We start from the raw sequence: 12208 nt of genomic DNA on the forward strand, positions 1-12208 counted from the left end.
GAAGGGGCACCTTGTACCCACAGGAACTTACAACCTCAGTGGTACGCCCAGTCCCCGTCGGCATCCGTCTTTTGGCACCGAGGTCGCGCGGATCGGCGACTCCCTGCGGATTGCTCATCCTGCGCGGGCGGCGGCTCACTCGAGGCCCGCATCACCTCAGTGATTCGCAGAACCTCCGTCGGCATCCGCCCCATCTTGCTGAAGATCTGCGGATCGCTGAGTGTGCGCGACCGCTCACGCCTTGTGCAGCCCCTGCGCCACGGCGTCCATGATCTGCTCCTGCACCTCGGGCCAGCGGTTCATGACCTGCTCGTATCCCACGCGGATGACGTGGTATCCCAGCAACATCAGCTCCGCGTCGTGGCGGATGTCCTCTGTGCGTTGAGCCCCGACGTGGTGACCGCCGTCGACCTGGAGAACGAGTCGTTCTCCGATGAGGAAGTCGACGCGGTGGCCGCAGATCCAGATCTGGGAGCGAATGGGCAAGCCCATCCACCGCAGTCGGACGATCACGAACGTCTCGAGCCCGGAGTCGGCCCAGGGCCACGCTTCTCGAACGAGCCGGCGTGCGGCGCCGGTCCAAGGCAGGCGGCGTAGGTGCGCCAGGTCGACCAGCTTCTTGTTGAGCGCCGAGTCCCAGATCGCGCGAGCCGCCTCGTAGGGCTGACACGAGGCGACAGTCAGCAGGATGTTCTCAATGTGGTCTTCGAGCAGATCCGGATGCCGAGGGACGATAGCCCGCTGCCAGTGCACGACGGCTGCTGGACCGTCGACCCTTCCTCGGCCGGGATACGCGACGTGTGGCTTGTCCGGCCGTTCGGCGACCCACAGCCCACGCCTGTCGGCGGCGGTGACGCACGACAGCACGACGCCCGTTCGCGCGGCGGAAACCACGTGTGCGTCGGCCGTCGGAAGCGCAATCCAGTCCCGCCTGACCCTCAGAACGAATCCACATTGGAGCGCTTGAGCGATGCGGTGTCGGCTGTGCCCCTCCCGGATGAGACGGGTCGGGCGAACGACGCCTCCGAGTTCAGCGGTTCGCGTTGCGACGGCACGGGCGGGGGCGTCATCCATGTGCGCCATCGTCGCCCGCCTGGAGCAGCAAAAACGCTCGGCGGCCGGTCTTGTGGATGAACTCCACGCTGGGGAGGAACGCCAACGCGCAATCGCTGCAGAAGGAGCAACCTCATCGATTCCCGCAATCTCAGTCGGCATCCGCCCCCGGAAGCTGAAGGTGCGCGAATCCCCGACACTGCGCAGGGCGTGGCTCTCGCCCGCGCAACCTCAGCAATCCCCACAAGCTCAGCCCGCATTCGCCCCGCCGGGCTGAATCTGCGCGAATCGCTGAGCGAGCGCGCTACGACGCGCGCTCACGCGAGACCCCCGGTATCGTGGACGCAGAACCCATCAGGCACGCTCACACAGTGCCGCCCATATCGCTCGAGGAGTACCCCCATGGCCACCATTCCCGACAAGCCCGCCCTGGAAGGCCTCGAGCAGAAGTGGGACGCCGCGTGGCGTGAACGCGGCACGTACGTCTTCGACCGCCTGCGCGCAGCCGAGCTCGGCCGCCAGGGCGTGTACTCCGTCGACACCCCACCGCCGACGGCATCCGGAAGCCTCCACATCGGCCACGTGTTCTCGTTCACGCACACCGACGTGAAGGTGCGCTTCGAGCGCATGCGCGGCAAGACCGTGTTCTACCCCATGGGCTGGGACGACAACGGCCTGCCGACCGAGCGGCGCGTGCAGAACTACTACGGCGTGCGCTGCGACCCCTCGCTCCCCTACGACGCCGACTTCACCCCGCCGTTCGCGGGCGGCGACAACAAGAGCAGCAAGGCCGCCGACCAGGTGCCCATCAGCCGCCGCAACTTCATCGAGCTGTGCGAGCAGCTGACCGTCGAAGACGAGAAGCAGTTCGAAGACCTCTTCCGCGAGCTGGGCCTCAGCGTCGACTGGACCCAGACCTACCGCACGATCTCCGACGACTCGATCCGCACGAGCCAGCTGGCGTTCCTGCGCAACGTCGAGCGCGGTGAGGCGTACCAGTCGATGGCGCCGACGCTGTGGGACGTGGACTTCCGCTCCGCGATCGCCCAGGCCGAGCTCGAAGACCGCGACCAGCCCGCCGCCTACCACCGCGTGGGCTTCGCGAAGGCCGACGGCTCGGGCGACGTGTTCATTGAAACGACCCGCCCCGAGCTGCTGCCGGCCTGCGTGGCGCTGGTGGCCAATCCCGACGACGAGCGGTACCAGCCGCTCTTCGGAACGACCGTGCGCACCCCCCTCTTCGACGTCGAGGTGCCGGTGCTCGCGCACCCCCTCGCGCAGAAGGACAAGGGATCGGGCATCGCCATGATCTGCACCTTCGGCGACGTGACCGACATTATCTGGTGGCGCGAGCTCGACCTGCCCAACCGCACCATCATCGGCAAGGACGGCCGCATCGTGGCCGAGGCTCCCGATGTGATCGTGACGGATGCCGCGAAGGCGGCCTACGACGAGCTCGCGGGCAAGACCGTGTTCAGCGCCAAGAAGCGCATCGTCGAGCTCCTGCAGGAGTCCGGCGCCATGGAGGGCGCCCCCAAGCCCTTCACCCACCCCGTGAAGTTCTTCGAGAAGGGCGACCGTCCGCTCGAGATCGTGTCGACGCGCCAGTGGTACATCCGGAACGGTGCTCGGGATGCCGAGCTGCGCGAGCGCCTCATCTCGCTCGGTCGCGAGATGTCGTGGCATCCGGACTTCATGCGCGTGCGCTTCGAAAACTGGACCAGCGGCCTCACCGGCGACTGGCTCGTGTCGCGGCAGCGCTTCTTCGGGGTGCCGATCCCGGTCTGGTACGGCCTCGACGACAGCGGAGAGCGCGACTATTCGCGCGTGTTGACGCCCGACGTCGCGTCGCTGCCGGTCGACCCGACGGTGGACGTGCCCCCGGGCTACACCGAAGACCAGCGGGGCGTGGCGGGCGGCTTCGACGCCGAGCGCGACATCCTCGACACGTGGGCGACCTCGTCGCTCACCCCGCAGCTGGCCGGTGGCTGGCAGCGCGACGAGGAGCTGTGGAACCTCGTGGCCCCGTTCGACCTGCGCCCGCAGGGGCAGGACATCATCCGCACGTGGCTCTTCTCGACCATGCTGCGCAGTGCGCTCGAAGACGACCGCAGCCCCTGGTCGGATGCCGCCATCTCGGGCTTCATCGTCGACCCCGACCGCAAGAAGATGTCGAAGTCGAAGGGCAACGTCGTCACGCCCGCCGACATCCTCCAGCAGCACGGTTCCGACGCGGTGCGCTACTGGTCGTCGTCGAGCCGTCTCGGCACCGACGCGGCGTTCGACCCGCAGAACCCGACGCAGGTGAAGATCGGTCGCCGTCTCGCGATCAAGCTCCTGAACGCCGCGAAGTTCGTGCTGTCGTTCCCCGTGCCCGAGGGCGCCGAGGTGACGCACGCGCTCGACGCGTCGATGCTCGCGACGCTGGATGCCGTGGTGCGCGACGCGACTTTCGCGTTCGAGGCGTACGACCACGCGCGGGCGCTCGAGATCACGGAGTCGTTCTTCTGGACGTTCTGCGACGACTACCTCGAGCTCGTCAAGGAGCGCGCGTACGACCAGTCCGACGTGGGCCAGGCCTCGGCCGCCCTTGCCCTGCGCACGGCTCTGTCGACGCTCGTCCGTCTGTTCGCGCCCGTGCTGTCGTTCGCGTCCGAAGAGGTGTGGTCGTGGTTCGAAGAGGGTTCGGTGCACACCGCGGCCTGGCCCGCGCCGCTCGGCATCGAGGGCGACCCGGCCGTGCTCACCGCTGTGAGCGCCGCACTCATCGGCATCCGTCGCGCCAAGACCGAGGCGAAGGCCTCGCAGAAGACGCCGGTGACCTCGCTCACCGTGTCGGGGCCGCACGTCGAGGCCCTGCGCCTCGCCGAGGGCGACCTGCGCGCCGTGGGCCGCATCGAGACGATCTCGTTCGCCGAGGCCGACTCCACCACCGTGACCGACATCGTGTTCGCACCCCAGGAGGCCTGATGCAACTCGGAAGCCGCTGGACCGCCCGCGAACAGCCGCCGAAGGCTGTTCCCGAGGTGCTCCACGCCCAGATCGCCGCCGTCGAAGCCGCGCTGAACCCCGATGGGCTCAGCGCTCCGGCTCCGAAGTGGACGCTGACCTTCCTCGAGGGACGCCCCGTCGCCGAGCTCGACACCGGGGTCATCGTGAGCCAGGATGCCGCGGGCGAGGTCGTCGTGCGTTACGACGACGACGCCGAGTTCGCCTGAGCCTCACCGCTCGGGATCGCAGAGCCCGTCGACGCCTTCGCGCGTCGGCGGGCTCTGTGCGTTGCGGTTCTCAGGTGGTTGGGCCTGTCGAAGCCACCCGCGGTCCACCGGTCGCGGGCCTCGACAAGCCCCGGGGCCCGAGGCGTCACCGCGGCAGCAGGTACCGCGCGGCATCCGCCGACATCGCCTGCGACGCGGCACGTCCGGCTCGCCGCGCGGGCTCCGCCTCGACGGCCCACGCGCGACGGCGCATCCGCTCTTCGGCGGCGAGGGCCATCGCTCGCGACAGCGCGAGCAGCGCGGCCTCGAGTCGGGTGGGACGCACCGGCAGGGCGATGGTGCGGGTAACGGCGGTCATGCGGAGCCCCTCTCGGTCGGCAGCGGGAAGACGTCGTTGCGGATCGTCACGGGGCGGACGCCCTCGCCCTCCTGATCGCGGTAACGCTGGACGGTCTCATCGATGAGCGCCCCGATGCGCTGCACAAGATCCCGCGATTGCTCGGCGGTCAGGCGCGCGGTCGCGGTCGAGATCACCGACGCGTCGCGCCACTCTTCGTCCTCGTCCCAGCCGTGCGTGGCGAAGTGCATGAGCTGCTGGTGACGCAGCGTCAGGGTCTCGGAGTGCACGGCCTCCATCACGGCGCGTCCCGACGGCGTGTGCTCGAGCTCGGGGTTGGTCAGCGTGACGCTGCCGGCCGGGCGCTCCCACCAGCGTTCGCGGGCGGTTCCGCGATCGGCGACTTCGCGGATGAGGTCGTGACGGGCCAGCGCCCGCAGGTGGTAGCTCGTCGCTCCGGTGGACTCCCCCGTCAGCTCCGCGAGGCTGCTCGCGGTCTGCGGGCCGTACTGGCTGAGGATGTCGTAGAGCCGCACGCGCAGCGGGTGCGCCAGGGCGCGGAGCGCCCCGGCATCCAGAACACGCTCTTCGCGGGGCTTCGACCTGTCGACCATGAATGCAAAGATACCTTTGCACGGGTTCCTTTGCAACATCTTCTCTGCACCCCCTCCACGACTGCGCCTAGGCTGGATGAATGACGGATGCCGTGAACAATCCCCTCCTCGCGCCGCCCTCGCTCCCCTACGACCTGCCGCCCTACGGCAGCATCGACGTCGAGCACTACCTCCCCGCGTTCCGCGCCGGTTTCGCCGCGCAGCGGGCGGAGGTCGATGCGATCACCGCGCAGAGCGACGCGGCCACGTTCGAGAACACCCTCGTCGCTCTGGAGCGCAGCGGGCAGTTGCTCGACCGGGTCGCGCGCACCTTCTACACCGTGGCATCCGCCGACGGCACCCCGGCGATCCAGGCCGTCGAAGAGGAACTCGCTCCCCTCATGTCGGCGCACCGCGACGCGATCCAGCTCGATGCAGGTCTGTTCGCCCGGATCGCCGCCGTGCACGCGCAGCTCGACGACCTCGACCTCGACGCCGAGAGCCGCTACCTCGTTGAGCGGTACCACCGCGAGATGTCGCTGGCCGGCGCCGGTCTCGACGACGCCCAGAAGCGGACGCTCACCGAGCTCAACCAGCGTCTGTCGGTGCTGACGACCACGTTCGAGAAGAACCTGCTCGCCGACACCAACGAGCTCGCGGTGGTGTTCGACTCCGCCGACGAGCTCGACGGCCTGAGCGACGGTGAGCTCTCGGCGGCGGCGCAGGCGGCCACGAGTCGCGGCCTGGACGGGCGCTACATCGTGAACCTCACGCTGTACACCGGTCACCCTCTGCTCGCGTCGCTGACGAACCGCAAGAGCCGTCGCCGTCTGCTCGAGGCCTCGCGCTCGCGCGCCACGCGCGGCAACGACAACGACAACCGCGGGGTCCTCCGCGAGATCGTGCGTCTGCGCGCCGAGCGCGCCGCGGTGCTCGGCTACCCCTCGCACGCCGCCGCCGTCCTCGCCGATCAGACGGCGGGGTCTCCGGATGCCGCGCGCGACCTGCTGCGCCGACTCGCCACCCCCGCTGCCGCCAACGCCCGGGCCGAGCAAGAGGCTCTGCAGAAGATCGCCGAGGCCGATGGCATCCGGATCAAAGCCCACGACTGGGCGTTCTACACCGAGAAAGTCCGCGCCGAGCGGTACGACCTCGATCGGGCGGCCCTGCGTCCGTGGTTCGAGGCCGAGCGGGTGCTGCGCGACGGCGTGTTCTTCGCGGCCGAGAAGCTCTACGGCATCCGCATGACCGAACGCCACGACCTTCAGGGCTATCACCCCGACGTGCGCGTCTTCGAGGTGCACAACGCTGATGGCAGCGAGCTCGGGCTGTTCCTGCTCGACCTGTACACGCGCGACAGGAAACGCGGTGGCGCGTGGATGAACTCGATCGTTACGCAGTCGGCCCTCCGCGGCACCGCCCCCGTCGTGGTCAACAACCTGAACGTGAACAAGCCCGCCCCCGGCACCCCGACGCTGCTGACGCTGGACGAGGTCACCACACTCTTCCACGAGTTCGGACACGCCCTGCACGGACTGTTCGCCACCGTGACCTACCCGCACTTCGGCGGAACGGCCGTCTACCGCGACTTCGTCGAGTTCCCCAGCCAGGTCAACGAGATGTGGATCCTGTGGCCCGAGATCCTGACCAACTACGCGCGGCACATCGACACCGACGAGCCGCTGCCGGCCGATGTCGTCGAGCGTCTGCACGCCTCCGAGGCGTTCAATCAGGGCTTCGCGACGAGCGAGTACCTCGCCGCATCATGGATCGACCAGGCGTGGCACGGCCTCTCCGTCGAGGAGGCGTCGGCCGACATCGACGTCGCGGCCTTCGAGGCGGCGACCCTCGCGGACATCGGGCTCGACAACCCCGCCATCCCCACCCGCTACGCCTCGACGTATTTCGCCCACGTGTTCTCGGGCGGTTACAGCGCCGGGTACTACTCGTACATCTGGAGCGAGGTGCTCGACGCCGACACCGTGGAGTGGTTCCGCGAGAACGGCGGCCTCACGCGCGAGAACGGCGACCGGTTCCGCCAGAAGCTGCTGGGGGTCGGTGGTTCCGGCGACCCTCTCGCCGCCTACCGGGATTTCCGGGGCCGGGATGCCGAGATCCAGCCGCTGCTGCAGCGCCGCGGTCTCGCGGGCTGAGGTCGACGTGCCCGGCCGCTCTCGGCGTCCGGGCACGCAGGCTCAGACCGCGTACTTGAAGCCGACGTGCGAGTCGGCGAAACCGAGACGCGTGTAGAACCGGTGAGCGTCCACGCGCGCAGCGTCAGAGGTCAGCTGCACGAGGGTCGCGCCGGTCGCGGGTGCGGCGACGTGCATCACCCAGCGCATCACCGCGCTGCCGATCCCGCCGGAACGCACACTCGAAGACACCCTGACCGCCTCGACGAGCAGCCGGGTGGCCCCCTGACGCGCCATGCCGGGGATGACGGTGAGTTGCAGGGTGCCGATCACCTCCCCCGCCGCGTCGTCGACGACGATCAGATCGTTCAACGGCGCCTCGAGGACGCTTCGCAATGCGGTGGCGTACGTTCCCTCGTCCGAGGCATCGGCTCGATCGCCCCGTGCCGCACTGACGGGGTCATCTGCCAGGAGCGCCATCAACGCGGGCAGGTCGGTCGGCTTCGCCCGGCGGACGGTCACCTCTGAGATGCGGGCGGTCACCGTCGTGGGCAGATCGAGGTCGGAGAGCACGCTCTCCATCTTGCCGTGCGCGTCAGCGCCAGCCGAGCACCTCGCGCACGACGGCTTGCGACGCCGGTGAACCGTCGTTTTTGATGGCGAGCAGCTTCTCGCTGGAGACGAGTGCCCCCGAGGCTCCGTACGCGTCCGAGAGCCCCTGAACCGCCTGACGGACGAGAGGCGCCGCGTCATTGCGATCGGCGCCGCCGCGTACCGAATAGTGGGGGTAGACGAGCAACTCGGTCCCCTCGTCTATCTGTCGCGCACAGGCGACAACCACCGTCGGAGTCGCCCCTCTCCAGAATTTGGGGAAGAACTCCAAGCCCGTTCCCTCCGCGAAGAACTCGACGACTCCGCGCTTCCACGACTTCGCCACGTCGCCGAGGCGGACGTCATGGGCGGTCCACTCCGACCCGCTCTCCCGGATCGCGGTGGCGAAGGCGTCGCCCCCGTCGGAGAATCCCGCCGCGATGAGCGCATCCGTGGCGCGGCGGACCGCGCTGGAGGGCTCTTCACGAACGAGCATCCGCGCCCCGCCCCGCGTCAATCCGTTCCATCGGACGGGACCGATGTGGGCGTCTTCTCCGGATCCGCGCATGATCACAGCGACCACGCCCTCCCCACGGCGTCATCGGCTTCGCGATAGGCCTGGGCCGCCGTCCGGGCCGCGTCGGCGGCGGCGCGGCCGACATCGGCCAAGCGGGTCATCTCCGAGAGCCAGTCCCCCTGCTTGGCGGCGTACGCGTCAGCCGCGTCGCCCTGCCACCCCCCGAGAAGGGTGTTGCGTGCAGAGGCGAGCGTCGCGGTCTCGGCTGCGGTGCGCTGAACGGCGGCGTCGATGGACGAGGCCGTCTCCACGAGCCGATCGGGCTTGATCGAAAAAGACGTCATGAGCGAGGACTCTCCCTTCACACGTCGCGACGCGCGAGTTCGAGCGCGTCGCGGATCTTCGCCAGAGCTTCGGTGTAGCGCTCGTGCGATTGGCGGGCGGCGGCGTCGAACTCAGCGTCGGGTGACGGACGATCGTCGTCCTCCGTGACGTCGTCGTCGACTTCGTCCCACGACTCCCGCAGTGCGCGGAGATTCTCGGATGACATCTTCCGCAGAGCCTGGGCGGCAGAAGTCTGATCTTCGCCGCGGAAGACCGCTTCAAGGCTGGTCTCGCCGAGGTCGATGCGCGACTGCACCGTGCGCCACTCCGCGCCCATCTCGCCGGCGCGAGCACGGGCGGCACGATGCTCGTCGGCCTCTCGGCGCTCCTCCGCCTCGATCGCGGCGCGCGCGTTCTCGCGCTCGTCGTCTTCGCGAAGAAGTCGTGCGAACGTCTCCGCCATCGTGCGGAAGTCGCCGACCAGCCGATCGTCGTCGGGGCCGGGAACGTGATCCATCATCGGGTCGTCGATGCGTGCCATCAGACTCGCGCCGCCGCTCCGCGCGCCAGACCCTCGTACAGGTCGGCCATGCGCATCGCACTGTCGGTCATCGTGCCGATATTTCCGACCATCCCCGAGACGAGGTCGTAGATCATGTTGATCCACTTGTACGCCCACCGCGCATCTTGGATCAGGTCGTACACGGCGATTCCCGCCTCGACGGCCGCCACGAGCCAACCCGCCACGGGAACCGCAGCTTCGGCCGCGATCCGCAGGAGCTTCTGCGCGAGACGGTCGAGGATCTTCAGGATCTTGCCGACGGCTTCTTTACACAACAGGATCAGCACCTTGATCGCCGTCGCCACGGTGCCCGCGGGCCCTGCCACGACGGTGTGCGCCTGCGACATCACGCCGGCCGCTGCGACGAACGCCTCGGAGCCCTTGCCGGTCCACGACGCGAGGGGCGGGAGAAGCCCCATCGCGTTCTGACCGATCGCGCTCATGGCATCGCCCGCGTGCGTCCAGGCGAACTGCGCCTCGCGCATGCGCTCCCAGTCGCCCGAGAAGGGCTTCGTCACCTCTTCGAGGAGTGAGTAGCCGACGAGCTCTTCGAAGAGCCAGTCCACTCCGCCGAAGATCGGACCCGCCTTCCAACGGATGCTCTCGATCTCGGGATCCTCGCCCTGGGGTCGAGGGAGGTACGAGCGCACGTCCTGCTTCTCGGTGACCGTTCGAGACGCGGACAGTCCGTCTCCCACGCGGTCGGAGATTCCCGATGCCGTCCCGTCGGCCCACTCGACGGCGGAGTAACCGTCCCAGAAGGCTTGGTTGAACAGGTTCCCGTCGGGCTCGCCGTAGCGACTCGAGGCCCCGCCCTGTGCAGCGCCGAGAGTCGGCGCGGTGCCCGGCGAATACGGCGGCGTGTCGACGCCGAGCGACGCGGCGACCTGAGCGATCGCGTCGTGAGCCGTCTGCTCGGCAGCGCGATACGCCGCGACCGTCTCGCCCATCCGCTCGGTGCCGATGCCGAAGGCCTGCGACGACATGTCGGCGACGCGTTTTCCGATGTCGACGATGCCGTCGCTGATCGGCTGGAACAGCTGCAGGATCAGGCCCAGCTCTCCCGCGTTCAGGCGGGCGTACGTTTCGAGGTGCTCCCCGATCGCCTGCCCGTGTCCGGCTTGCCTCTCCAGCACCTGCTGCGCAAGTGACAGCTGGTCGGTGTCGACATCCATTCGGTCCCCCCGGTCCGTAGGTGAGGTGTGAGCGAAGCGGGTTACGCGCTCCGTCGCTTCTGCGCCAGCACGATGGTCGGCTGCGCGCGGTCTTCGACGGCCGCACGCGTGATGACGACCTTAGCGATGTCGTCGGCCGAGGGCACGTCGAACATGATCGGGCCCAGGACGTCTTCGAGGATTGCGCGCAGACCGCGCGCGCCGGTCTTCCGCAAGACGGCGAGGTCGGCGATCGCGCGCAGCGCGTCCTCTTCGAACTCGAGCTGCACACCGTCGAGCTCGAACATCCGCTGGTACTGCTTGACCAGCGCGTTGCGCGGTGCCGTGAGGATCTCCATCAACGCGTCCTGGTCCAGGGGCGAGACGGATGCCACGACGGGCAGGCGACCGATGAACTCGGGGATCAGGCCGAACTTGTGAAGATCCTCGGGCAGGGCCTCGCTGAATAGGTCGGGCGCGTCTTCCTTGCGCTGCAGCGGTGCGCCGAACCCGACGCCGTGCTTGCCGACGCGCGCCGAGATGATCTCTTCGAGGCCCGCGAAGGCCCCGGCCACGATGAACAGGACGTTCGTCGTGTCGATCTGGATGAACTCCTGGTGCGGGTGCTTGCGGCCGCCCTGCGGCGGAACCGAAGCGACCGTTCCCTCGAGGATCTTCAGCAGCGCCTGCTGCACGCCCTCGCCCGACACGTCGCGCGTGATCGAGGGGTTCTCGGCCTTTCGGGCGATCTTGTCGACCTCGTCGATGTAGATGATGCCGGTCTCGGCACGCTTGACGTCGAAGTCGGCGGCCTGCAGGAGCTTCAGCAGGATGTTCTCGACGTCTTCACCGACGTAGCCGGCCTCGGTGAGCGCGGTGGCATCGGCGACCGCGAACGGCACGTTGAGGCGCTTCGCGAGGGTCTGGGCGAGGTAGGTCTTGCCGCAACCGGTGGGCCCGAGCAGCAGGATGTTGCTCTTGGCGATGTCGATCTCTTCGGCGCGCTGCTCCGCGGGCTGAAGGGTGCCGTGCGAGCGCACGCGCTTGTAGTGGTTGTAGACGGCGACGGCGAGGGCGCGCTTGGCGGGCTCCTGCCCGACGACGTACTCCTCGAGGAACGAGAAGATCTCGCGCGGCTTGGGCAGGTCGAACTCGGCGACCTCGCCGGCCGACGATTCGGCCATGCGCTCTTCGATGATCTCGTTGCAGAGCTCGACGCACTCGTCGCAGATGTAGACGCCCGGACCGGCGATCAGCTGCTGTACCTGCTTCTGGCTCTTGCCGCAGAAGGAGCACTTGAACAGGTCGGCGCTCTCACCGATACGTGCCATGGCCGGTTCCTCCCGTCACCCGGCCCCCGCCGGTGTGTTACCCGAGCCTAACCCGAGCCCGGGTGATCCAAGGGCATTCGCGCGCGCGGCGGTGTCGTGATCGCCCACGGCGGACACACTGCGTCCCGTCGCGCTTCCGCGGAGGGCGCGGACCTTCCCTGCCGCGCAGCCTCCGTGATCTGCACATCCTCAGGCTCGAATTCTCCCTGCGAGCTGAGGTTGCGCGAATCCCTGATCCTGTGCGGAGCTCTCGTCGCCGCGCGCACAACCTCCGCGATCTGCACAACCTCCGTCGGCATCCGCCCCGTCGAGCTGAGGTTGCGCGAATCCCCGACCCTGCGCGAGCACCGGCCGTATTCACGCCCCGTGCGCGACGAAGCCCCGCAGACCGAAACG

General features: G+C 68.6%; 12 protein-coding genes. 3 read left to right on the top strand and 9 right to left on the bottom strand.

Features of this window, described 5'->3' with window-relative positions; translation table 11 throughout:
• Positions 1-234: 234 nt before the first annotated feature.
• A complete protein-coding gene (locus BLS25_RS17165; protein ID WP_256335559.1) occupies positions 235-753 on the bottom strand; it encodes an endonuclease domain-containing protein in 519 nt (172 codons plus the stop codon).
• Positions 754-1455: 702 nt separating this feature from the next.
• Between BLS25_RS17165 and valS the strand changes: the two genes are divergently transcribed.
• A complete protein-coding gene (valS, locus tag BLS25_RS08205; protein WP_074695044.1) occupies positions 1456-4023 on the top strand; it encodes a valine--tRNA ligase in 2568 nt (855 codons plus the stop codon).
• Positions 4023-4271: a hypothetical protein gene (locus tag BLS25_RS08210; protein WP_074695045.1), complete on the top strand. Its 249-nt coding sequence runs from the start codon at positions 4023-4025 to the stop codon at positions 4269-4271. The genes valS and BLS25_RS08210 overlap by 1 nt, the downstream gene beginning before the upstream one ends.
• 145 nt (positions 4272-4416) lie before the next feature.
• Here BLS25_RS08210 and BLS25_RS08215 read toward each other — a convergent pair whose 3' ends face one another.
• Entirely contained in the window at positions 4417-4629 is a 213-nt protein-coding gene (locus tag BLS25_RS08215; RefSeq protein WP_056231098.1) for a hypothetical protein, read from the bottom strand.
• Positions 4626-5222 carry a helix-turn-helix domain-containing protein gene (locus tag BLS25_RS08220; RefSeq protein WP_056231093.1) on the bottom strand — a complete coding sequence of 199 codons (597 nt, stop codon included), beginning with the start codon at positions 5220-5222 and terminating at the stop codon, positions 4626-4628. The genes BLS25_RS08215 and BLS25_RS08220 overlap by 4 nt, the downstream gene beginning before the upstream one ends.
• Positions 5223-5302: 80 nt before the next feature.
• On the opposite strand from BLS25_RS08220, the gene BLS25_RS08225 reads away from it, so the two are divergent.
• Positions 5303-7354 (top strand): M3 family metallopeptidase, encoded by a 2052-nt coding sequence (locus tag BLS25_RS08225; RefSeq protein WP_074695046.1) that lies wholly within the window; start codon positions 5303-5305, stop codon positions 7352-7354.
• A gap of 42 nt (positions 7355-7396) precedes the next feature.
• Here the strand turns inward: BLS25_RS08225 and BLS25_RS08230 are convergent, their stop codons facing one another.
• From BLS25_RS08230 to clpX, 6 genes are all read right to left on the bottom strand, one after another.
• A complete protein-coding gene (locus BLS25_RS08230; protein WP_074695173.1) occupies positions 7397-7906 on the bottom strand; it encodes a GNAT family N-acetyltransferase in 510 nt (169 codons plus the stop codon).
• A 22-nt stretch (positions 7907-7928) separates the two neighbouring features.
• Positions 7929-8420 (bottom strand): hypothetical protein, encoded by a 492-nt coding sequence (locus BLS25_RS08235; RefSeq protein WP_143017869.1) that lies wholly within the window; start codon positions 8418-8420, stop codon positions 7929-7931.
• Positions 8421-8494: 74 nt separating this feature from the next.
• A complete protein-coding gene (locus tag BLS25_RS08240; RefSeq protein WP_143017870.1) occupies positions 8495-8785 on the bottom strand; it encodes a WXG100 family type VII secretion target in 291 nt (96 codons plus the stop codon).
• A gap of 17 nt (positions 8786-8802) precedes the next feature.
• The gene (locus BLS25_RS08245; protein ID WP_056231081.1) at positions 8803-9306 is read right to left on the bottom strand and encodes a hypothetical protein; all 504 of its coding nucleotides are present in this window, start codon (positions 9304-9306) and stop codon (positions 8803-8805) included.
• Positions 9306-10502: a hypothetical protein gene (locus BLS25_RS08250; protein WP_074695048.1), complete on the bottom strand. Its 1197-nt coding sequence runs from the start codon at positions 10500-10502 to the stop codon at positions 9306-9308. Before BLS25_RS08250 ends, BLS25_RS08245 begins: the two co-directional genes overlap by 1 nt.
• 41 nt (positions 10503-10543) lie before the next feature.
• Positions 10544-11812 carry an ATP-dependent Clp protease ATP-binding subunit ClpX gene (gene clpX / locus BLS25_RS08255; RefSeq protein ID WP_056231076.1) on the bottom strand — a complete coding sequence of 423 codons (1269 nt, stop codon included), beginning with the start codon at positions 11810-11812 and terminating at the stop codon, positions 10544-10546.
• Between the last annotated feature and the right edge of the window lie 396 nt (positions 11813-12208).

The sequence above is a fragment of the Microbacterium testaceum StLB037 genome (assembly GCF_900104345.1).
GTDB classification, from domain to species: domain Bacteria; phylum Actinomycetota; class Actinomycetes; order Actinomycetales; family Microbacteriaceae; genus Microbacterium; species Microbacterium testaceum_A.

Excerpts from the sequence above, each read along its gene's own strand:
- valS (WP_074695044.1), top strand. The coding sequence starts at position 1,456 with ATGGCCACCATTCCCGACAAGCCCGCCCTGGAAGGCCTCGAGCAGAAG.
- BLS25_RS08210 (WP_074695045.1), top strand. The coding sequence starts at position 4,023 with ATGCAACTCGGAAGCCGCTGGACCGCCCGCGAACAGCCGCCGAAGGCT.
- BLS25_RS08215 (WP_056231098.1), bottom strand. The coding sequence starts at position 4,629 with ATGACCGCCGTTACCCGCACCATCGCCCTGCCGGTGCGTCCCACCCGA.
- BLS25_RS08220 (WP_056231093.1), bottom strand. The coding sequence starts at position 5,222 with ATGGTCGACAGGTCGAAGCCCCGCGAAGAGCGTGTTCTGGATGCCGGG.
- BLS25_RS08225 (WP_074695046.1), top strand. The coding sequence starts at position 5,303 with ATGACGGATGCCGTGAACAATCCCCTCCTCGCGCCGCCCTCGCTCCCC.
- BLS25_RS08235 (WP_143017869.1), bottom strand. The coding sequence starts at position 8,420 with ATGCTCGTTCGTGAAGAGCCCTCCAGCGCGGTCCGCCGCGCCACGGAT.
- BLS25_RS08240 (WP_143017870.1), bottom strand. The coding sequence starts at position 8,785 with ATGACGTCTTTTTCGATCAAGCCCGATCGGCTCGTGGAGACGGCCTCG.
- BLS25_RS08245 (WP_056231081.1), bottom strand. The coding sequence starts at position 9,306 with ATGGCACGCATCGACGACCCGATGATGGATCACGTTCCCGGCCCCGAC.
- BLS25_RS08250 (WP_074695048.1), bottom strand. The coding sequence starts at position 10,502 with ATGGATGTCGACACCGACCAGCTGTCACTTGCGCAGCAGGTGCTGGAG.
- clpX (WP_056231076.1), bottom strand. The coding sequence starts at position 11,812 with ATGGCACGTATCGGTGAGAGCGCCGACCTGTTCAAGTGCTCCTTCTGC.